This is a genomic window from Streptococcus oralis subsp. dentisani, assembly GCF_002096685.1.
In the GTDB taxonomy this organism is placed as follows: domain Bacteria; phylum Bacillota; class Bacilli; order Lactobacillales; family Streptococcaceae; genus Streptococcus; species Streptococcus oralis_AD.
On the sequence record NZ_NCVA01000036.1, the window covers coordinates 38,015 to 58,781 of the forward strand.

At 41.2% G+C, this 20,767-nt stretch carries 13 protein-coding genes and 1 pseudogene; 1 reads left to right on the plus strand and 13 read right to left on the minus strand.

What is annotated here, in order from left to right; genetic code table 11:
* Positions 1-109: 109 nt before the first annotated feature.
* The 4 genes and pseudogenes from pabB to B7705_RS01375 form a co-directional block, all read right to left on the minus strand.
* Entirely contained in the window at positions 110-1,825 is a 1,716-nt protein-coding gene (gene pabB, locus B7705_RS01360; protein ID WP_084947188.1) for an aminodeoxychorismate synthase component I, read from the minus strand.
* Positions 1,826-1,891: 66 nt separating this feature from the next.
* Positions 1,892-8,056 carry a ZmpA/ZmpB/ZmpC family metallo-endopeptidase gene (locus B7705_RS01365; RefSeq protein WP_084947092.1) on the minus strand — a complete coding sequence of 2,055 codons (6,165 nt, stop codon included), beginning with the start codon at positions 8,054-8,056 and terminating at the stop codon, positions 1,892-1,894.
* A 2-nt stretch (positions 8,057-8,058) separates the two neighbouring features.
* Positions 8,059-8,622 carry a TIGR01440 family protein gene (locus B7705_RS01370; protein WP_162284859.1) on the minus strand — a complete coding sequence of 188 codons (564 nt, stop codon included), beginning with the start codon at positions 8,620-8,622 and terminating at the stop codon, positions 8,059-8,061.
* A gap of 242 nt (positions 8,623-8,864) precedes the next feature.
* A pseudogene (locus B7705_RS01375) lies at positions 8,865-9,604 on the minus strand (MerR family transcriptional regulator).
* Between the two features lie 251 nt (positions 9,605-9,855).
* Here B7705_RS01375 and B7705_RS01380 point away from each other — a divergent pair.
* A complete protein-coding gene (locus B7705_RS01380; protein ID WP_084947191.1) occupies positions 9,856-11,196 on the plus strand; it encodes a sodium-dependent transporter in 1,341 nt (446 codons plus the stop codon).
* 40 nt (positions 11,197-11,236) lie between these two features.
* Here B7705_RS01380 and manA read toward each other — a convergent pair whose 3' ends face one another.
* The 9 genes from manA to B7705_RS01425 all read right to left on the minus strand — a co-directional run bounded on the left by manA (position 11,237) and on the right by B7705_RS01425 (position 20,592).
* Positions 11,237-12,181 carry a mannose-6-phosphate isomerase, class I gene (gene manA / locus B7705_RS01385; protein ID WP_084947097.1) on the minus strand — a complete coding sequence of 315 codons (945 nt, stop codon included), beginning with the start codon at positions 12,179-12,181 and terminating at the stop codon, positions 11,237-11,239.
* A 120-nt stretch (positions 12,182-12,301) separates the two neighbouring features.
* Positions 12,302-13,741 (minus strand): 6-phospho-beta-glucosidase, encoded by a 1,440-nt coding sequence (locus tag B7705_RS01390; protein ID WP_084947100.1) that lies wholly within the window; start codon positions 13,739-13,741, stop codon positions 12,302-12,304.
* A 246-nt stretch (positions 13,742-13,987) separates the two neighbouring features.
* Positions 13,988-14,566, minus strand: coding sequence for a DUF3592 domain-containing protein (locus B7705_RS01395; RefSeq protein WP_084947103.1), 579 nt, complete (start codon positions 14,564-14,566; stop codon positions 13,988-13,990).
* A gap of 85 nt (positions 14,567-14,651) precedes the next feature.
* Positions 14,652-14,912 (minus strand): SemiSWEET family transporter, encoded by a 261-nt coding sequence (locus B7705_RS01400; RefSeq protein WP_001291473.1) that lies wholly within the window; start codon positions 14,910-14,912, stop codon positions 14,652-14,654.
* A gap of 204 nt (positions 14,913-15,116) precedes the next feature.
* On the minus strand, positions 15,117-15,464 hold the full coding sequence (locus B7705_RS01405; protein WP_084947105.1) for a VOC family protein: 348 nt from the start codon (positions 15,462-15,464) through the stop codon (positions 15,117-15,119).
* Between the two features lie 109 nt (positions 15,465-15,573).
* Positions 15,574-17,349 carry a pyruvate oxidase gene (gene spxB / locus B7705_RS01410; protein ID WP_007520383.1) on the minus strand — a complete coding sequence of 592 codons (1,776 nt, stop codon included), beginning with the start codon at positions 17,347-17,349 and terminating at the stop codon, positions 15,574-15,576.
* 212 nt (positions 17,350-17,561) lie between these two features.
* The gene (locus B7705_RS01415) at positions 17,562-19,805 is read right to left on the minus strand and encodes a heavy metal translocating P-type ATPase (protein WP_084947108.1); all 2,244 of its coding nucleotides are present in this window, start codon (positions 19,803-19,805) and stop codon (positions 17,562-17,564) included.
* A gap of 9 nt (positions 19,806-19,814) precedes the next feature.
* Positions 19,815-20,186 carry a cupredoxin domain-containing protein gene (locus B7705_RS01420; RefSeq protein ID WP_084947110.1) on the minus strand — a complete coding sequence of 124 codons (372 nt, stop codon included), beginning with the start codon at positions 20,184-20,186 and terminating at the stop codon, positions 19,815-19,817.
* A gap of 10 nt (positions 20,187-20,196) precedes the next feature.
* The gene (locus B7705_RS01425) at positions 20,197-20,592 is read right to left on the minus strand and encodes a CopY/TcrY family copper transport repressor (protein WP_084947113.1); all 396 of its coding nucleotides are present in this window, start codon (positions 20,590-20,592) and stop codon (positions 20,197-20,199) included.
* Between the last annotated feature and the right edge of the window lie 175 nt (positions 20,593-20,767).

Consider the following 20,767-nt stretch of genomic DNA (forward strand, 5'->3'; position numbering starts at 1 on the left):
CATTATTTTAACGATTTATACCTATAGTATACCATATACTTTATTTTGCTTTCAAATCAAATATTAAATATTCAGAAATAAATCTAAAACTTAATTGAAAAATCCATAGTTATATCACTTTCAACTCATACAAACCTCTGACTGCATTACAGCCATAGATAGTTTCCGCTTGGTTCAAGTCTGCCAAAGTCAAGACTTTTTCCTCTACCTGTCCTGTTTCTAGCAAATGCTGGCGGTAGATTCCTGGCAAAATTCCTAGTCTGATAGGCGGTGTATAGAATTTTCCGGCAATTTTCAGAACCAGATTTCCAATGGAGGTCTCAAGCAGTTCTCCTGCTACATTATGGTAAATGATTTCCTGTTTCCCTAGACTTAAGTGTGGTCTGTGAGTTGTTTTAAAGTAGGTAAAGGGTCGCTGTAAATCCGCTTCCTGTAAACAGAGTTTAGCCTGACAAAAACTTGGACTAAGGGGTGTTAAGATTTGGCGACTGAGTTCTAGCTCTCCAGACTTGCTGAGGGTAATTCGCAAACGATAGTCTTGGTGGGAATCGCAAGCTTGACACTCTTCCTTTATCTTTTGTCTCAAATCTTCTGGATCAAAAGGATAGGCAAAATAACGACTAGCTTGTCTCAGTCTTTCCAGATGTTGATTTTTAAAAAGCAGTTGTTTTTGGCTGATTTTCCCAGTAGTAATCAATTGGAAACGTGCTTGTTTACGATAGAGTACAGCCGCTTTTTGATGAACCTCTCGGTATTCAGATTCCCAAGTACTATCCCAAGTAATCCCTCCGCCAACTCCATAGATGGCTTTCCCTTGATGCAGTTGGATAGTCCGAATAGCGACATTGAAAATTCGTCGCCCATTTGGAAGCAAGATACCAATCGTTCCGCAGTAAACTCCTCTGGGTTGGGGTTCCAAGTTTTTGATAATTTCCATGGTCGCAATTTTGGGTGCACCCGTTATGGAACCACAAGGAAAGAGAGAGCGAAAAATGACAACCAAGTCCACATCCTCTCGTAACCGACTCTTGATGGTCGAAGTCATCTGCCAAACGGTTGAATACTGCTCCACTTGACAAAGACGTTCTACACGCTCACTGCCCACTTCAGAAATACGGTTCATGTCATTGCGCAAGAGGTCCACAATCATCATATTTTCAGAGCGATTTTTAGGATCTTGCTCCAACCAAGCTGCCTCTTTCAAATCTTCATCGTCAGTCACTCCCCGCTGGGTTGTTCCCTTCATCGGGCGAGTCGTTAATTCCCGGTCATTTTGCTCAAAAAAGAGCTCTGGACTCATGGAAATCACTGCCATCTCATCGTGTTCAACATAGGCATTGTAGCCCGCCTCCTGCTCTACCACCATGCGGTTGTAGATGGCAAAAGAATTGGCACTTAGGTCTTGCTTGAGTTGGACAGTGTAGTTGACCTGATAGGTGTCCCCCTGACGCAAATGATGGTGAATCTGGGCAATAGCCTTTTCATAGTCCTCTGCTGACGTTACTTCCTGCCAATTTGAAGGCAGATCTACTTCCTCATAAGTCAGAGGAATAGGGGATGTTTCCACCCTATCGTGAACGGTAAAGTAAAGCAAATACTCTGCCAGTAAAGAAACCTTGTGAACTGCTAATTTCTCCTCAAAAGCAGGTGCAGCCTCATAGCTGACATAGCCCACCACATAATAGCCTTGCTCTTGGTAGCTCTCCACCTGTGCCAGCAAGTCCGCCACTTCTGATAAATCTCTCGTTTTTAACTCTTTGATCGGCTGGGTAAAGGTGTATCTCTCGCCCAAAGCCCTAAAATCAATCACTGTTTTTCTATGCATACCTTTAGTATAGCACAAAAAGGCAGATGCAGCTTAAGCTGATCCACCTTTTTAGTCATTTCGACTTTATAACGCTGCTTTGGCAAATAAATTTCCAGAGAATCCATCTGATTTTTGAAGGAGCTGTTTGTAAACCTTCCATTTAAGATCTTCAGTATTTTTATAATGATTCTTTATATTTGGATTTTCCATGCTATCTAGGTCTTTTTGAACAGCTTCATCAAATAAGGACTTCAACTCAGCATAAGTAGAGATAGATCTGCCATTGATTTCGATTGTAGTGAAGCCGTTTTGAGCTTTGTCATAGACTTCTTTATACCAATGTTTCTTCCATGCTTCAAGAGTATCAAATTGGCCATTAGAGACTTTCTTGATAATGAAGTCATCACCCAACAACCCTTTGTTTTCCTTGTTGGCTTCCGCCTTATATTTGTTTGAAGCGTAACCAATAAATCCGTTAAGATAACCATAGTATCCCCACATACGGAAAGCATTATGTTTAAATGAAATCGAACCAACTGTACTCTTGCTAGTATTACCACCAAAGATACCCGACATCATATTTACGGTTTGGTAAGCACTGTCGAAACCTTCCGAACGATAACGTCCATTCCCTGGCATGCCATGTTTTGTAACGAAGTTATGATCAACCAATTGATCAATGCTCGTAATCGTCAATTTCTTCTCATTATCCGTTAAATCACGTAATTTATCCCATTGATGTGGCTCGCCTTTCAGATTGTTTCGCTCAGCGTTCGTACGCCATTCTCGGTCCATCTTCTTGAACCACTTGCCGTTGTCGTCCAAGTGTTTTCCAATAACTGCATCTGCTTCTAGATGGTCCAGCATCATCAGAGCCTCGTTATAGTTCTTCATATAGTGATCAATTTCTTCACGGTTCTTTAACTTATTTGGATCATAATTGTAGATTTGAGTGCCATCATTCTGACGTTCATAAGCCATGTTCAAACCTAAGGCACCGTATTCACCATTTGGATTTGTCAACGATGGTGACTGGAGCATACCTTGCGCAAAGGACTCTAAGTCCGTCCCTTCACGATGATACCAACCGCCATAGTAAGCCATACGATCATTCACATGAGTCGTTTCATGCGTAAAGGCCGATGTACCAAAATCACTTATCAACTCTGTCATAACAAAATAGACAGCATCTTGCTGATTTGGAGCGGCAAAGATATAAGCGTAAGCACCATATCCATACTGATAGCCATGATATTTATGGATCCGTCCAAAGAACTCTCGAATCGGAGCATAATCTGGTTTCCCATCCTTGTGGCCATATCGGTTTGCCCAACCGATACCCGGCGCATCATGGTTGTCCCAAACAGGTGTTGGAACACTATTTTCACTCTTGAGGAGCTTATTACGTACATTATCAGCAGCTAATTTTGACCAAAAGTCTAAGTAGTTCACCTGCTCTTTTGCTCTCTTATTGATTTCACTCTTGAAGGTTTCACGATCCTCTTCAGTATTCTTACCATATTTTTCAAAAGCACTGAAAGAAATGGTATTATAGGTCGAAATCATGAAGAGATGCGAGTTCTTCAGGTTTAATAGAGGCAGAATCATCCGACCATGCACGCCATTATTAATCCCTTCATATAGACGATACTTCTTATGAGCAAAATCGGGGTTCAATGATGGCTGTTCTACCACATAAGCATTCTTTTCAATTGCCTTTTTAAACCAAACATTCATATCGGTTTCATTTGTAAACAATTTCATGTTATATGTTAGAAACTCATGAAGGCTTCCTTTACCTGTAGCACCTGCAATCACTCGACTATACGCATCTTGGGATTGGTCGCCCTTAAGATTGTTCTCTTTTGAGCCGATGGTGATTAAGCGATCTAGGACATTCACGTTCTTACCATAGAAATCTGGTTTAAACATCATAATATCTTTGATCGACAATCCATCATATTTAATCCCATAGTATTGGTTCAAATAAGCAAGCCCCATCATAATGTTGGCCTTATTGTCTTCAACTTTATTAATGAAAGCACGTTGAGCTGCTTCATCATCATTTAGTTGATGATCTTCATTTTCAACAATTTGTTTCACCAAGTTTCCAAGATTTTGTTTTACTTCATCAAAACTTTCTTCTAAGAATAAATCGCGAATGTAACCATTTTTTCGTTCATCCGTGTTTTCTTTCGGTTTGTTCCGCTTGTCCATAAGAGCGCGCACTTCAGGAGAAATCAATTCTACACTGGATAATGTTTCTTTTGCCTTTGCAATCAAACCAGTACGATCTTTCACTAGCATATTTGGCGTATAAACGATATTCTGGTTGGTCACTTCGTACTCTTTGACTTGTTTTACATCAGAGTCAGCTTTGGCAGTAACGGCCAATTGTTCTTTGGTACCATCAGCATAGTGAATCATGATCTGATCAATAGCTGACAAGTCTGTTACAAACTGTCCATTCTTCAAACCAGTAACAGAAAGGACTTCTTTGGTCACCAAGTTTGAGCTAGCATCTAGTTTATTAGCCTGATTGACAATCCACTCCTTATTATAGAATGGTTGTAATTTTTCAATATTGCGATAGGCAAGTTCGCAGTCAGCTCTGTAGTCTTGAGTGGCCTTGTACTCGTCTTCACGGTGTGTCAAACGGTTTAATTTATCTATAATAGGCTCTTTGATTTCAAACTCATGCGCTGTGATTCCCAGAGCAGCAATTTTCTTGTCTGCTTCTTCTTGCGAAATAGGCTTAATACGATGCTGTTGTTTAGAATATCTATATGAAGATTTTCCTTCACTCACACCAGTAACAACAAAGTTTCGATTTAAGCGGTCACCTGTCCAATAAGGATCATCATCAATATCAGATGAGCCATAGAAAATCTCACCGTTCTTAACTTTCATCATTGAAACAGTATCTTCAACGGAGCCCAAGGCATTTGTACTCCCTACAACACCACCCGCGCTAATCGGTTCTCTCACATCGATAGTACCTTTGGCTACAGATTTTTTAATGGCTCCGTCCCGATAAACTGCATGGTTGTCCCCACCATTTTGTGACCAATAGGCGATGCCCGCAACTTTCGCTTTATTACCTGTTATCTGTGCATCAACATAGGCCTTCTCAACAGAACCTTTCCAGTTTTCTCCAACAATTCCAGCAAGAAAGGCGCCTTGATTCCCACCAGCATGAAGCTTACCAATGAATGCCACATTTGTTAATCTGCCGTTATTATCAATTTTATTGATCAAACCTGATACGTCATTATTTCCGACAACTGTACCCGTTACTTTCACATTATTGATCGTTGTGTTTTTTACAACAGCAGCCAAGGGAGCTACTCTATTTGCCCATGGCATATGAATGTTTACCTTACCAAGGTTAAGGTCATGGATGTGGGCGCCTTCGGTATCACCTAATAGTGGACGTTCCAAGTTATGAATCGTGTATCGCTGACCGTCCACACTTGATAGCTTGCCTCGGAACTTCGTCGTTACATATGATTTACCAGCTGCAGGAACATTGACCGCATTCAAGTCCGCACCAATTTTAAATTCACCAGATGGATTGGCCTGCATAGCTTTTACAAGTTCATTGAAATCGTAGTAGACATTCTCTTCATGAGTTTTTGGTTTAGCAAAATAATGGACGTATTCTTCACTGAGCTGGTTACCATCTGTATGCTGAACGAGATCAGGCGCTTTGGCAGTGACCTTATAAAGTGTTTTTCCATCGACTATCACTTCTTCAATTTTGTCAATCGCAAGACGCGTCACCTTATTATCACGTGTAGCAATTTTAAGATAGTAAGGCCTTACATCACTTGGAACAGAGGTTAAGAAGCTACTATCCTTTTCCACACCATTGTCGTCAACACTTATGAGGCTTGTTTCTTTTATATTTTTAACTTCGACCTTTTTTAAATCAATTCTCAGTGGTTCTTCTTTGAGAATTTCTTCCTCATTTACTTCACCACGATCATAAACCATTTTTGTTTCGAGTTTATAATCCTTGTAATATTGCAAATCTGTTAGAGTTGCAGTCAAGTTATCCGGTGAAACCGTCATGGTTTTGACAACTTCGTCGCCTTTTTTCAGGGTTAAAGTGATCGATTTAATCGCTGCCTTACTTGGATTTTCCAGATTATAGTAAATCTGAGATGAGCGTTTCAAATCCTGAATATCAACCCTTGAAAAAGTCAACACTGGCTTTTCGAAGTTTTTGGTACCTAGTTTAACAATACGGTCTTGGGCTAACTCGATGACCTGTTCAAGAATTTCAGGCGCTTCCTGCGTCTTGATTCCTTTGATGGTCTTGTAGGTTCTGATAACCTTTTTCTGACCGTCTTTTCCTTCTTGGACCGTAACTTTATCGCCCTTTTTCAGTTGCGTGTCTTCTTCGACTATCTCTTTAAACGGAATTTTTTCAAGACTTTCTTCTACAAGAGTTCCTTCTATTGGTTTCGTACCACGACTTATTTTTTTAGTGACTGGTTTTTTGATGACAGTGGTTGTTGTATTTAAAACTTGGTCAGTCTCAACACCTTCGACAGTTTTATAAGTCGTTTTGGTAACTTGGATCCCTTTTTCACCGTTTTGAACCACTGTTTCTTCGTCAGTGTATTTTGTAGGATCATCAATGATTTCCGTCTGGTAGTCAATCTCTGCGATTGTGTCTTTAGTAATTGTTCCTTCAGTTACTGTATATTCTGGAAGGTCCTCTTGAATAAGGGAGTGACCTTCCTTACCAGTTTCCTGAGTGCCTTTACTTTCAAGCTTTTCAGTATACGCTGGCAAACTATCTTGAACAAGGGAGTCACCCTCTTTGCCAGCTTCCTGAGTACCTTTGCTCTCAAGCTTTCCACTATACGCTGGCAAACTATCTTGGACAAGGGAATCACCTTCTTGGCCTACCTCTTGGGTGCCCTTATTTTCAAGTTTTCCAGTATATTCTGCCTGAGGCTCTTGAACAAGGGAGTCACCTTCCTTACCAGTTTCCTGAGTGCCCTTGCTTTCAAGTTTTTCAGTATACGCTGGCAAACTATCTTGAACTAAGGATTCACCCTCTTTGCCGGATTCCTGAGTACCCTTGCTTTCAAGTTTTTCAGTATACGCTGGCAAACTATCTTGAACAAGGGAGTCACCTTCTTTACCAGACTCTTGAGTGCCCTTGCTTTCAAGTTTTCCAGTATAGGCTGGGGAATTGTCTTGAACAAGGGAGTCACCTTCTTTACCAGACTCTTGAGTGCCTTTTGCCTCAACCTTTCCAGTATATTCTGCCCGAGACTCTTGAACTAAGGATTCACCCTCTTTGCCGGATTCCTGAGTACCTTTGCTCTCAAGTTTTCCAGTATACGCTGGCAAACTATCTTGAATTAGAGATTCGCCTTCTTTTCCAGATTCCTGAGTACCTTTGCTTTCAAGTTTTTCAGTATAGGCTGGCAAACTATCTTGGACAAGGGACTCGCCTTCTTTACCAGTTTCCTGAGTGCCTTTGCTTTCAAGTTTTTCAGTATAGGCTGGCAAACTACCTTGGACAAGGGATTCGCCTTCTTTACCTACTTCCTGAGTGCCTTTGCTTTCAAGTTTCCCAGTATAATCTGGGGCATTGTCTTGGACTAGAGATTTCCCTTTTTTAGAAAAACTAGCTACTTTTATGTCAGTTCCTTTAAAATAACCAATATACTCATATCCTCCAATATCGATCACACCTTTCGCTAGTTCTTCATTTGAGGAGGCCGAGATCGTTTGATTGTAAGAAAGTAATTCTTTATTCTCAAAGGCAAAAGTAGCAAAAGGAATGAAGTTGCTGACACCAAGAGAACCAATCAAAAGCACTCCAAGAACTTTCTGACGCTGTTTTTTGGACACCAAAAAAACAGCTAAAGATGCTGTTGCAAGACCAAGACCTGCTAAAGCAAATTCTTTACTTCCTGTATAGGGAAGTTGTTGACTGTTAGTTGCTTTCTTACGATAAACAACATAAATAATATCTTCATCTTGAAATTCTGTAGGAACTTCATGATGAATCAAAGCTTTTTCAGACTCGGTTAATTCTTGCTCCGTCAAATATCGATAATGGACTGAATTCACTTCAGCTAATTCATCTGCTTGGACTTTACCAGTTAATAACAAGCTGGCACCAACAAGAAAGGCCCCGATTGCTACAGGACCAACTCCAACAGTCAATTTACGAATAGAATACTTTAGGTTTTTTTGAAACTGTTCTTTTCTTTTTTTCATTCTCACATCTTTCTAATAGAATCTTGTGGATACTGCGCACGCGCACCCCCGATTAGCTTTGGACGACTAGCTAGAGCTGTTACATGGGCATGGCCAATCTCTCGCAAAACTGGTCGAATCGGAACCTGCACATGCTTGACATGCATACCAATTGCGGTATCTCCAATATCCAATCCCGCATGAGCCTTGATAAATTCAACCTCCACTGGATCCTGCATAAACTTGAAGGCCGCCAACTGACCCGAACCTCCTGCATGAAGAGTCGGAAGGACACTGACGATTTCCAGACCAAACTGCTCCGCCACTTGACGCTCAACAACGAGGGCCCGATTGACATGCTCACAACCTTGAACAGCTAGGTGAATCCCTCTTTCCTCCAGGATATACAGAATCGTCTTCACAATGATTTCGCCAATTTCTTGGCTGGATTCCTTGCCAATATGGCCGCCTAAAACTTCACTAGAGGATAAACCTAGGACAAAGAGGCTTCCTTCACGCAATCCAGCCTTTTCCAAAACATCTTCAATTACCTGCTGTGTTTCTGTTTTAATTCTACTTTTGTCCATCACTTTTAACCTCATTTTTCTCCTACTATCATATCTTTTTTTAATGATTTTATCAAGGCGAACTAATCACTCAGAGTTGACAATGCAAAAACTTTAAAAATGAATTTTCTTTTAGTAACAAAGTAAAGAGTCTGGGACCAGAATGCTTTCCAAAAAGATAACAACTAAAATGACCTGCTCCCTAAAAAGTTAAACAGAAGATTTAGCTTTTTTAGCGGAGCAGGACAAATCTCCAGCGATGCTTATTTTATCTGAGTTTGAACATAGTGGGCAATGACATCTGATGTGTATTGAGCTGTTCCAGCTCCAAATTTGTCAATATTTTCCTTAAACTCTGGGTTATAGACGTAGCCTTTACCGATATGGCCGAAGACTTCAATAGGGCAATCAAATCCATAAGTACGGATGGCTTGCAAGAGCTTAGCTGCCTCTTCTTGGTTTTCGGCTGCTGTTGCAGCTAGTCCATTTTGAAGGTTTTGTGCCAAGGCTTGAAAAACTTGGTTAAAGGCGACCGTGGCCTCGTCTTCGTGACCTTTTTGGCGCTTGAGAGCCTGATCCATGACTTCCTGTCCATACTTCTCTACCGCCTCTTGGTGGTATTTTGATTGTCTTGATAGCTAAATCCAGTGAATTTTTCCTCAATCGTCATTTTTCTTTCTCCTTTTTGTTCTTGAATGGTTTTTTGCAAGGTGGAAATCAAGGTATCCAGATGTTGCCTTTCTTGGGTCAAATAGTCCAACTGCCTGGTCAAATGAGGCAATAAATCTGTCCTTTCTCCCTTTAACAGCTCTGCTATTTTTTCTAAAGAAAAGCCTAGATATTTGTAGTAAAGAATGACTTGAAGGCGTTCCAAATCCTCTTGACTGTAGGTTCGATAGCCGTTTTCCGACTTTAAGGGAACCAAGAGTCCTATCTTATCGTAGTGGTGCAGAGTCTTGACAGAGACACCTGAAAGCTGCGCAGCTTCTTTTATATGGTACATGATTTCCTCCTTACAAGAATAGTATAACCCCTCCCCTTAGGTCAGAGTCAAGTGTTTTTGCGAAATTTTTTTAACTATTTGAGAAAGGTGTGAAAACTTGAAAATGGTTTTCTTGACAGACCTTAGAAAACATGGTAGGATAGTCAAGTCTATCAATCAAACAGAAGGCTCATAAAGAGCCATGGAGAGAAGGCTATTTGACAACTCAAGTAGCCTTCTCTTATTTAAAAAACGAGATTGGAGTTTCAACTATGTCAGAAAAATCGCAATGGGGTTCAAAACTAGGCTTTATTCTAGCATCTGCTGGTTCAGCTATCGGACTTGGAGCCGTTTGGAAATTTCCCTACATGACTGCTGCAAATGGCGGTGGAGGCTTTTTACTGGTCTTTCTTATTTCTACCATTTTAATCGGTTTCCCGCTCTTGCTAGCTGAATTTGCCCTAGGTCGTAGTGCTGGCGTTTCCGCTATCAAAACCTTTGGAAAACTTGGCAACAATAACAAGTACAACTTTATCGGTTGGATTGGTGCCTTTGCCCTCTTTATCCTTCTCTCCTTTTACAGTGTTATCGGTGGATGGATTCTGGTTTATCTGGGCATTGAGTTTGGGAAATTGTTCCAACTTGGTGGAACGGGTGATTATGCTCAGTTATTTACTTCAATCATTTCAAATCCAGCCATTGCCCTAGGAGCTCAAGCAGCCTTTATCTTATTGAATATCTTTATTGTATCACGTGGGGTTCAAAAAGGGATTGAAAGAGCTTCGAAAGTCATGATGCCCCTACTCTTTATCATCTTTGTCGTCATCATTGGGCGCTCTCTCAGCTTGCCAAATGCCACGGAAGGGGTTCTCTACTTTCTCAAACCAGACTTCTCAAAACTGACCAGTGCTGGTCTCCTCTATGCCCTGGGACAATCTTTCTTTGCCCTCTCACTAGGGGTTACAGCCATGCTGACCTATGCCTCCTACTTGGACAAGAAAACCAATCTAGTTCAATCAGGGATTTCCATTGTTGCCATGAATATCTCAGTATCCATCATGGCAGGTCTAGCCATTTTCCCTGCTATGTCAGCCTTCAATATCCAGTCTGAAGGGGGACCAAGTCTCCTCTTTATCGTCTTGCCTCAGCTCTTTGACAAGATGCCTTTCGGAACCATTTTCTACATCCTTTTCCTCTTACTTTTCCTCTTTGCGACGGTCACTTCTTCTGTCGTCATGCTGGAAATCAATGTGGGCAATATCACCAACCAGGACAACAGCAAGCGTGCCAAATGGAGTACCATTTTAGGGATTTTAACCTTTGTTTTTGGAATTCCTTCAGCCCTATCCTACGGTGTCATGGCGGATGTTCACATCTTCGGTAAGACCTTCTTTGACGCTATGGATTTCTTGGTTTCCAATCTCCTCATGCCATTTGGAGCTCTCTGCCTTTCACTCTTTACAGGCTATATCTTTAAGAAAGCACTTGCCATGGAGGAACTCCATCTTGATGAAAGAGTATGGAAACAGAGACTTTTCCAAGTCTGGCTCTTCCTCCTTCGTTTCATCATTCCTATTATCATCATTGTGGTCTTTATCGCCCAATTTATGTAATCAAAAAGGACTTGAGTAATAAACTCAGGCCCTTTCTTTTTTATGGATGGCTAACAATCAATTCCAAGCCTTGCCCTTCTAAGGTCCAAGCTTCAACATCACTTGGTAGGATAAAGTGGCTCCCTTTTTGGATTGGATAGTTTGTTCCATCAACAGACAGTTGACCTTGACCAGCCAAGACGCTGAACAAGCTGTAGTCAGCTGTCTTTTCAAAGTCAACTTTTCCAGTGATTTCCCACTTGTAAACTGCGAAGAAATCATTAGAAACAAGGAGAGTGGAACGTAAATCATCAGCTTTGATAGTTACGGGACGGCTTTTAGCAGGTTCACCAATGTTCAAGACATCGATGGATTTTTCAAGGTGAAGTTCACGCAAGTTGCCCTTGTCGTCCTTACGGTCAAAGTCATAAACACGGTAAGTGGTATCGCTAGACTGCTGGGTTTCAAGAATCAAGATACCTGCTCCGATAGCGTGCATGGTACCGCTTGGTACATAGAAGAAATCTCCAGCCTTAACCGGCACTTTTGTCAGTAGTGCATCCCAGTTTTTGTCCTCGATTTGCTGGCGGAGTTCTTCTTTTGATTTGGCATTGTGACCATAGATAATCTCTGAACCTTCATCCGCAGCGATGATGTACCAGCACTCTGTTTTTCCGAGTTCGCCTTCATGTTCTAGACCATAGGCATCGTCTGGATGAACTTGGACACTGAGCCAATCGTTGGCATCGAGAATTTTGGTCAAGAGTGGAAATACAGGTTCTGGACGATTGCCAAACAATTCTCGGTGTTCCGCATACAAAGTAGCAAGGTCTGTTCCCTCGTAGCAACCATTGGCTACCTTTGAAACTCCATTTGGATGAGCTGAGATGGCCCAGTATTCTCCGATTTTTTCACTTGGAATGTCATAGCCAAACTCATCACGTAGCTTGGTTCCACCCCAGATTTTTTCTTGCATAACTGATTGTAAAAATAATGGTTCTGACATCTTGATCTCCTGTCTGATTTTTCTTCCCTCATTATAGCAAAAAGCTTGGTCTTATTGAACTCTTTTTCACATCTTATAAAGTAGGGAGAAGATTTTATAAAAATAGTGAACAAATGTGCTCTACTTAATACTTGCACCGTTGCTGGCAATGACATTCTTGTACCAGTAGAAGGATTTCTTCTTGCTCCGTTTGAGACTTCCTTGACCTGCATTATCTCGATCCACATAGATAAAGCCATAGCGCTTGTTCATCTCGCCCGTTCCAGCTGAAACCAGATTGATACAGCCCCAAGTCGTATAACCAAGCAATTTAACTCCATCTTGGTAAATGGCATCTCGCATAGCCTTGATATGGGCCTCTATGTAAGCAATCCGATAGTCATCTGCTACGTAGCCATTTTCATCTGGCGTGTCCATAGCACCGAGTCCATTTTCTACGATGAACATGGGTTTTTGATAACGATCCCAGATGGCATTGAGAGTGATACGAAGCCCCAGTGGGTCAATCTGCCAACCCCATTCTGAGGATTCCAGATAGGGATTTTTGATAGAGGCAAAGACATTTCCAGCTGTCAGATCCCTCACTTCTGGGTCGCCTGAAGCCACTCGGCTCGCATAGTAAGAGAAGGAAACAAAGTCAACAGTGTGATTCTTCAATAAATCTAAATCTTCTGTCGTCATTTCAATCTTAATTCCCTCACGCTCCCACTGCTTCTTAGCATAGTTTGGATATTCCCCGCGTGCTTGAACATCAATGAAGAAGTAACTCTTGCGGTCTTGCTCCATAGCTGCCCAGTAGTCTCTCGGATGGGCAGTGTTAGGATAATATTGCCCTGCTGCCAACATACATCCCACCTTGTTTTCTGGATCAATTTCGTGGGCAATTTTAGTCGCCATAGCCGAGGCTACTAACTCATGATGGGCTGCTTGGTATTTGACCTGATCTTGATTTTCTCCTTCTTCAAAACAAATTCCTGCACCTAAAAAGGGGGCATGCAGAATCATATTGATTTCGTTGAAGGTTAGCCAGTACTTGACCAAGCCCTTGTAACGGGTAAAGAGGGTGCGGCAGAGATTTGCGTAAAAGTCCAACATGCGACGATTGCGCCAACCACCGTACTCCCTAATTAAGTGCATGGGGCAGTCGAAATGCGTGATGGTCACCAGAGGCTCAATCCCATACTTATGACATTCCTTAAACAAATCCTCATAAAAGGCTAGACCAGCTTCATTTGGCTCTGCTTCATCTCCCTTAGGAAAAATCCGAGTCCAAGCAATGGAAAGTCGATAGGTTTTAAAGCCCATTTCTGCAAAAAGCGCAATATCTTCCTTGTAATGATGGTACATATCAATGGCTTCCTTTGCTGGGTAAAAATAGCCCTCCTCAAAAGAAAACATCTTTTTCTGACCTGTGATAATGGCTTCACGGTCAGATCCAATCGGTACCACATCCACATTAGCAAGACCTCGACCGTCCTGATTATATGCACCCTCACATTGATTAGCTGCCGTTGCACCACCCCAGAGGAACCCTTCTGGAAAAGTTAGTTTTTCAGTCATATCTCTATCCACTTTCTTATTTTACTGCTTCATTTACTTATATTATACCCCAATATCCAGACCTTTACTTGTGAAATACTGCGGAATAATGATACTATTATATGATTCCATTTAATCCGACAAATTTTCAGGGTTCGATTTTTTAAAGAAATCCTCTTCAAAGATTTCTTCAGCAAAAAACGATTCTATGTATAAACATAGAACCGTATGATGGAAAGTTGAGCTTTGGAACAAAATAATCAACTTCTATTTGACAAGATTTGGAAGGACAAACATGATGTAAACAGCTGAAACAAGCATCATTAGAATAAGAAGATAGACTGATAATTTAGTCAGCCATAAAAATCGACCTAGCTTTAACGGTCTTTCCACGTAAGAAAGTTTAGGTTTGTTCGGATCATAGTAAACAGTAACCTTTCCGCCGATTGGGAAGCGCTCCATAAGTGGTGATTTTGTTACAGAAATGAAACTATTTCGCCGTACCTGATACCTTAACACTTGTGGATTTTCTCCATTATCGAAACCTTCCAACTTTACTTCAGAAACGATAGAATTAAGTGGTGTTGCAACTGTTTTTGATACGCTAGAAAGAAATTTTGGTCCCACTACCTTATACTGATTCCCGTCAACAGTGTATTCTACAACTGGGAGACTAACATCGTTATAAAGAAATGCAGAATATCTTGTGATTTTTCCTTCAGTTTTTTCAGTACATTTTTTATCATCTAAATAACTACTAAAAATCAACTCATTGAACATAAAATACGTAAAGGCAGCAAACGCTAATATCATACAGCCAAATAATAAAAAGAAACTCGTCGACATCTTGATTCACTCCTAAACTTTCGTTAGGCTTCTATTTTAACAGAATATAAAAAAGGATACAAGAATACTAACTATTTTAAACTTTTTAAATCAAAGCTGTGATAGCCGTCACTAGGCCAAAAACGATACCTGGAGCATTAGCAGCAGCGAGGGGGATATCTCTTTCCTTTTTGAAAAGACCGTAGTAAACCCATAGACTACAGTTGATAGCTGCGACCAAGGGTTGGATGAAGTTTCCTTTTTGACCAGCTAGATTGTTCATGATTTGTGGGAAGTAAGAGACATACATCATAACGGACATGAAGGTCGCTACCCAACCCAAGATTTTCATTTGTTTTTCAGACATTTTCAAAACCTCTTTCATTTTTACGAATCATATTTTATAATCTTTTTTCAAAACAATCAAGACTTTGTAGCTTTTGTTATGAAGTTGTAAACTATCACAATCTTGTGATAAGAAAAAGACCGGATTTCTCCGATCTTTCAATAGTGCATATTCTCACATTCTGTATTAAGAATAATTATGGTTAGCTTCAAATGATTAAGCGCCCTATTTCATACGATAAAAGTCAATCACTAGGCCAGCAGGGCCTTTAACTAGTAGCGATTCCGTTCCCCAATCCGTTTCACAAGGACCGTGTAAAATCTCGACACCAATTTCTTTCAATCGTTGGTAGTTCTGATTTAGATCCTCAACCTCGATGTGAAGAATGATTCCTGACTGAAAGTTTTCCAAAGAAATCAAATGATTTTGAGACAACATAAGACAATGACTGCCAATCGTGAACTGTGCAAAACTGTTGTCAACATAATCGGCTTTTTTATCCAAAATACGCTCCAAGTCAGCACAGACTTGAGGAACATCTGAAACGATAATATCTAATTGATTTAAATTCATTTACTATCCTCCATAAAAAGACCGGATTGCTCCGATCTTTTCAAGTTAGACTCTTGAAAATCAAAGAATAAAATCTACAAAGTTTACATTTGATTTTCGATGAGAGAAATTATTTGATTGCGCGTGATTGCAATCCTTCTTCTTCCAAGAAGAGGCGGAATGGTACGAGTTCTTCTGCTTCGTATTTTTCCTTGAAGGCTTTGATTGCTTCTTCTGAGTGTTGTTTTGGATCCAACTCAAGTACTTCTACTGGAAGTGGACGGTGTTGAGAGATGCGAGCATCGATAACAACAGTTTTACCTTCTTTGTTCAATTTAACAGCTTCTGCAACAACTGCATCGATGTCTTCGATACGGTCAACTGTAAATCCTACAGCACCTTGCGCTTCAGCGATTTTCGCATAGTCAGCATTAGGGAAGTCACAGCCAAACAAGTGTTTGTTTGTGTCTTCGTATTTGTCCTTGATGAAGGCATATTTACCATTTGAGAAGACAACGTTGATAACTGGAAGGTCGTATTGAACGTTTGTGATAACGTCTGGGTAGCACATGTTGAATGCACCGTCACCCATGATGTTCCATACTTGGCGATCTGGATTGTCTTTCTTAGCAGCGATACCACCAGGAAGGGCAATACCCATTGTCGCAAAGAGTGGAGATGTACGCCACATGTTCTTAGGTGTCATATGAAGGTGACGAGTAGATGTTTGAGTAGTGTCACCTACGTCGATTGAGTAGATAGCATCTTGATCAGCATGTTTGTTGATTGCATTGTAAACTTGGTACAATTGCAATTCACCCTCAGTTTTACCTTCGAGTTTGTTCATGTAATCACGCCAGTTTTGGTTGTTCTTAACGTTTGCACGCCACCATGGAGTAGATTCAACTGGGTTCACTTTGTCAAGGATTGCTTTCGCTGCTTGACCTGCATCACCAAGGATAGAAGCATCAAGGGCATGACGTTTACCAAGTTTGTATGGATCGATGTCAACTTGGATGAATTTTTCAGTGTTCTTGAAGGCTTCGTAAACTTCAGCAAATGGGAAGTTTGAACCAAGGAAAAGAACTGTGTCTGCTTCAAAGACCACTTCGTTGGCTGGTTTCCAACCAACACGGTAAGCAGAACCTGTCAAACCTTCATAGTTCCACTCAAAGGCTTCAAAGTTTTTACCAGTTGTGATGATTGGTGCTTTGATTTTACGTGACAATTCAGTAATCACTTCACCTGCTTTAACACCACCGTAACCAGCGTAGATAACTGGACGTTCAGCGTTGTTCAAGATTTCAACCGCTTTGTCGATTTCAACTTCGTTCAAGGCAGGAGCGATGAATGAACGCTCGTATGAACCTGAACCGTAGTATGAGTTTTCGTCGATTTCTTGGAAACCGAAGTTTACTGGAATTTCAACAACAGCTGGACCTTTTTTAGAAACTGCAGCGCGGCAAGCTTCGTCGATTACTTTTGGCAATTGCTCAGCGTAAGCTACACGTTTGTTGTAGACAGCGATACCGTTGTACATTGGATTTTGGTTCAATTCTTGGAAGGCATCCATGTTGAGTTCGTTAACTGGACGTGATCCAAGGATCGCTAGGAATGGAGTGTTATCCATAGCTGCATCGTAAACACCGTTAATCAAGTGAGTCGCACCTGGACCACCTGAACCAACTGCAACCCCGATTGAGCCACCAAATTTAGCTTGCATAACCGCTGCAAGAGCACCTGTTTCTTCGTGGCGAACTTGCAAGAAGCGGATATCTTTGTCTTCAGCCAAAGCGTCCATCAATGAGCTGAGTGTTCCTGATGGGATACCGTAGATTGTGTCTACGCCCCATGTTTTCAATACATTAAGCATTGCTGCAGATGCAGTAATTTTTCCTTGAGTCATAATGATAACTCTCCTTCAAATATTTTTAAAACTTGATTCATCCGTTTTCATATATTATTTGGAAACGTTTCAGCAAATTTTTACTCTACTAATTTATCACAATTATTTTGACTTTACTAAGAATCTGCTCAGAAGTTTTTATACTCTATTGCAGTACAGTTTGAAAATATTTTATGTGACTGTTTTATAATAAAAAGCGAGCAAGCTCGCTTTTAGTCTATTTTACTAAAGTTTAGTAAGAGTGAACTGGTCAGAACAGATACAGAACTAAAGGCCATGGCTAGACCTGCCAGTTCTGGATTGAGGGCCAATCCAACACCAGAAAAGATTCCTGCTGCAATCGGAATTCCGACGACATTGTAGATAAAGGCCCAGAAAAGATTGAGCAGAATACGGTTAAAGGTTTTCTTACTCATGTCAAAGGCACGAACCACTCCTAGGAGGTTATTAGTTGTCAACACTAAATCTGCTGACTCGATGGCGATATCCGTTCCAGCTCCCATAGCAATCCCCACATCTGCTACACTGAGGGCAGGAGCATCATTGATGCCATCACCAACAAAGGCTACTTTCCCAGCTGCTTGTAGTTTATGGATTTCATGGGCTTTTTCTTCTGGTAGGACGCCTGCAATGACCTCTTCGATTCCGATTTGATCTGCAATAGCACGCGCCACACCAGCATTATCTCCTGTCAGCATGACTGTTTTAAGACCACGTTTTTTCAACTGACTGATGGCTAGCTTAGCATTTTCCTTGGGAATATCTTGCAAAGCAAGCAAGCCTTTGATTTCATTATCAACAGCCAAGAAAACAACTGTCTTAGCTTCTTTTTCTAGTTCTTCTAGTTTTTCCTGATAAGCGCTGGAAATATCCATACTATCTAGCATTTTAGCATTTCCAAGTAAGACTTGTTTCCCAGCTATTTGCCCTGAAACACCTTTTCCGTGCAAGGCTTGGAAATTTTCGACAGTTTGAAACTCAAGTCCAGCTTCACTTGCTCTCTTGACAACAGCCTCAGCCAGTGGGTGTTGAGAAGCTTCTTCCAAGGAGGCAGCTAAGCCGAGCACTTCTGTCTCATCGCCAATGATATCAGTGACCACTGGTTTTCCTTCCGTCAAAGTCCCTGTCTTATCAAACACAATAGTTTGGACTTTCTGAATTTCCTGTAAGACTGTTCCATTTTTGAGAAGAACCCCCATTTTGGCACTGCGTCCTGTCCCTACCATAAGAGCTGTCGGTGTTGCAAGACCCAAGGCACAAGGGCAGGCAATAATCAAAACCGCAACTCCATAGAGAAGAGAAGACACAAAGCTAGCTCCAAGCACGACTACACTATCCCTGAGCAAAACGAACCAAACCCAAAAGGTCACGATTCCTAAAATGACAACTGCTGGGACAAAAATCCCTGAAATCTTATCCGTCAAGTCCTGAATCGGTGCGCGGCTAGTCTGAGCTTTCTTTACAAAGTCTACAATCTGTGCCAAAACAGTCTCTGAGCCAACCTTTTCTGCCCTAAAAATAAGCGTTCCGCTATTATTGATAGTTGAGCCAATGACAGTATCTCCAACTGTCTTGTCCACTGGCAGGCTCTCACCTGTCACCATGGATTCATCTATGCTGGACACACCTTCCACTACGACACCATCAACTGCAATCTTTTCACCTGGACGCACTCGAACCAGGTCGCCTACCTTGACTTGGTCCAAGGGAACTTGAACATAGCTATCATCACGCAAGACTTCTGCTGTTTTAGCTTGCAAATCAAGCAATTTCTCCACAGCTTGAGAAGTATTTTTCCGCATTTTTTCCTCAAAAACCGCCCCCAAAAGAACGAAGAAGAGGATAAATCCAGCACTTTCAAAGTAAACAGGGAGGCCAGCAAAGAGGGCTACTAGACTATAGAGATAGGCTACTAGAGTTCCCAGTGCCACCAAGGTATCCATGTTGGCATTGTGTTTTTTAAAGCTGGCCCAAGCACTCTGAATATAAGGACCACCTGCCACTAGCATGATAGGTGTTGTGGCTAAAAAGGTACCCCAATGCATAACTGGATGACTGATAGTCCCTGTCAACATCCCAAGCATGAGGAAAACAAGAGGCAGGGTAAAGATGCTAGTAATCCAAAAACGTTGCAAAAGTGACAAAGATTTTCGCGTCTTCTCAACTACGGTATAGCTTCCTTTTTGCATCTTCATACCACATGAGAATTCATGTTCACCCAGCTCTTGAGGAGTAAAACGAATTGTCTTCTCCTCGTCCACACCGATTGGTTCTAGGATTCCTTCTTCTTCAAAAAGAATTTCCTTGTAACAGTTTGAAGGGGTGGCACGATGAAAGGTAATCTCAGCTGGAATCCCTTTTTGAAGTTGGATATGGGCTGGATGATAGCCTTTTTCAGCTCGGATACCGATTTTTTGAATGCCATTTTCTAGACTTGCTTTCACAATTTCTGTCATCATTTCCTCCTACTCTACAATCATCTTGCCGTGCATCATGTTCATACCACATGCAAACCCAAATTCTCCAGCCTGATCAGGTGTGATTTCCACTACATACTCTTCACCCATAGGCAAGTCCGCATGCACACCAAAATCTGGGAAGACGATCTGATCCAGACAGGGTGACGGGTCCTTGCGGTCAAAGACAATACGGGCTGGGACTGATTTTTTAAGAATAATCAACTCAGGAGTATACCCTCCCATGACTTCCACTCGAATCTCTTGGTAGCCCTTTTTTTGCTGGGCCTTTTGTCCAGATTTTTCAGGCTTTTTGAAAAACCAAAACAAGATAAACGCGATAAGGGCAAGACAAATAATGGTTACAATACTATTTAACATGGCGTCTCCTTTACATACAATTACATTTTACTTCCGCAACTGCGCTAGCTTTTTTCTTAGAAATCACAGCTTCCAAATCTTCCAAGTCAGCCAAAGTGAAATCACATTCCACAATCAAATCAGCCAACAAGTTCTTAATCCTACGAGAACAAACCTTGTCTTTGATATCTTGGACAAGCAAGTCTCGGCTTTGGTCTAGAGTTAATAGGGCTGAATATACAAAGGACTTGCCCTCTTTTTTCCTAGTCAGGCACTCTTTCTCTACTAAGCGAGCCAAAAGAGTTTGAACAGTGGACTTGGACCAGTTAAACCGCTCTGCCAGAACCCTGATCAAATCGCTACTGGTCTGCTCCCCCTGCATCCAAACAATCTTCATGACCTGCCATTCTGCATCTGAAATCTGCATAATCACACCTCCTAAATCTACATTTGTCGATTACAGTTATTAGTATACTCCGAAAATCTACATTTGTCAACTATAATTTTTATTATTTTTTCGAAAAATAGAATTTTAATCCTGTAACGAGAGATTTGCAATCAAATTTCACTATATAAACTATAAAAATATGCTATACTGAAGA

Coding starts and splice junctions, on each gene's coding strand:
- B7705_RS01380 (WP_084947191.1), top strand. CDS start 9,856: ATGTCAGAAAAATCGCAATGGGGTTCAAAACTAGGCTTTATTCTAGCA.
- B7705_RS01400 (WP_001291473.1), bottom strand. CDS start 14,912: ATGTCTGAAAAACAAATGAAAATCTTGGGTTGGGTAGCGACCTTCATG.
- B7705_RS01365 (WP_084947092.1), bottom strand. CDS start 8,056: ATGAAAAAAAGAAAAGAACAGTTTCAAAAAAACCTAAAGTATTCTATT.
- pabB (WP_084947188.1), bottom strand. CDS start 1,825: ATGCATAGAAAAACAGTGATTGATTTTAGGGCTTTGGGCGAGAGATAC.
- B7705_RS01370 (WP_162284859.1), bottom strand. CDS start 8,622: ATGGACAAAAGTAGAATTAAAACAGAAACACAGCAGGTAATTGAAGAT.
- spxB (WP_007520383.1), bottom strand. CDS start 17,349: ATGACTCAAGGAAAAATTACTGCATCTGCAGCAATGCTTAATGTATTG.
- B7705_RS01390 (WP_084947100.1), bottom strand. CDS start 13,741: ATGACTGAAAAACTAACTTTTCCAGAAGGGTTCCTCTGGGGTGGTGCA.
- B7705_RS01395 (WP_084947103.1), bottom strand. CDS start 14,566: ATGTCGACGAGTTTCTTTTTATTATTTGGCTGTATGATATTAGCGTTT.
- B7705_RS01425 (WP_084947113.1), bottom strand. CDS start 20,592: ATGCAGATTTCAGATGCAGAATGGCAGGTCATGAAGATTGTTTGGATG.
- manA (WP_084947097.1), bottom strand. CDS start 12,181: ATGTCAGAACCATTATTTTTACAATCAGTTATGCAAGAAAAAATCTGG.
- B7705_RS01405 (WP_084947105.1), bottom strand. CDS start 15,464: ATGAATTTAAATCAATTAGATATTATCGTTTCAGATGTTCCTCAAGTC.
- B7705_RS01415 (WP_084947108.1), bottom strand. CDS start 19,805: ATGACAGAAATTGTGAAAGCAAGTCTAGAAAATGGCATTCAAAAAATC.
- B7705_RS01420 (WP_084947110.1), bottom strand. CDS start 20,186: ATGTTAAATAGTATTGTAACCATTATTTGTCTTGCCCTTATCGCGTTT.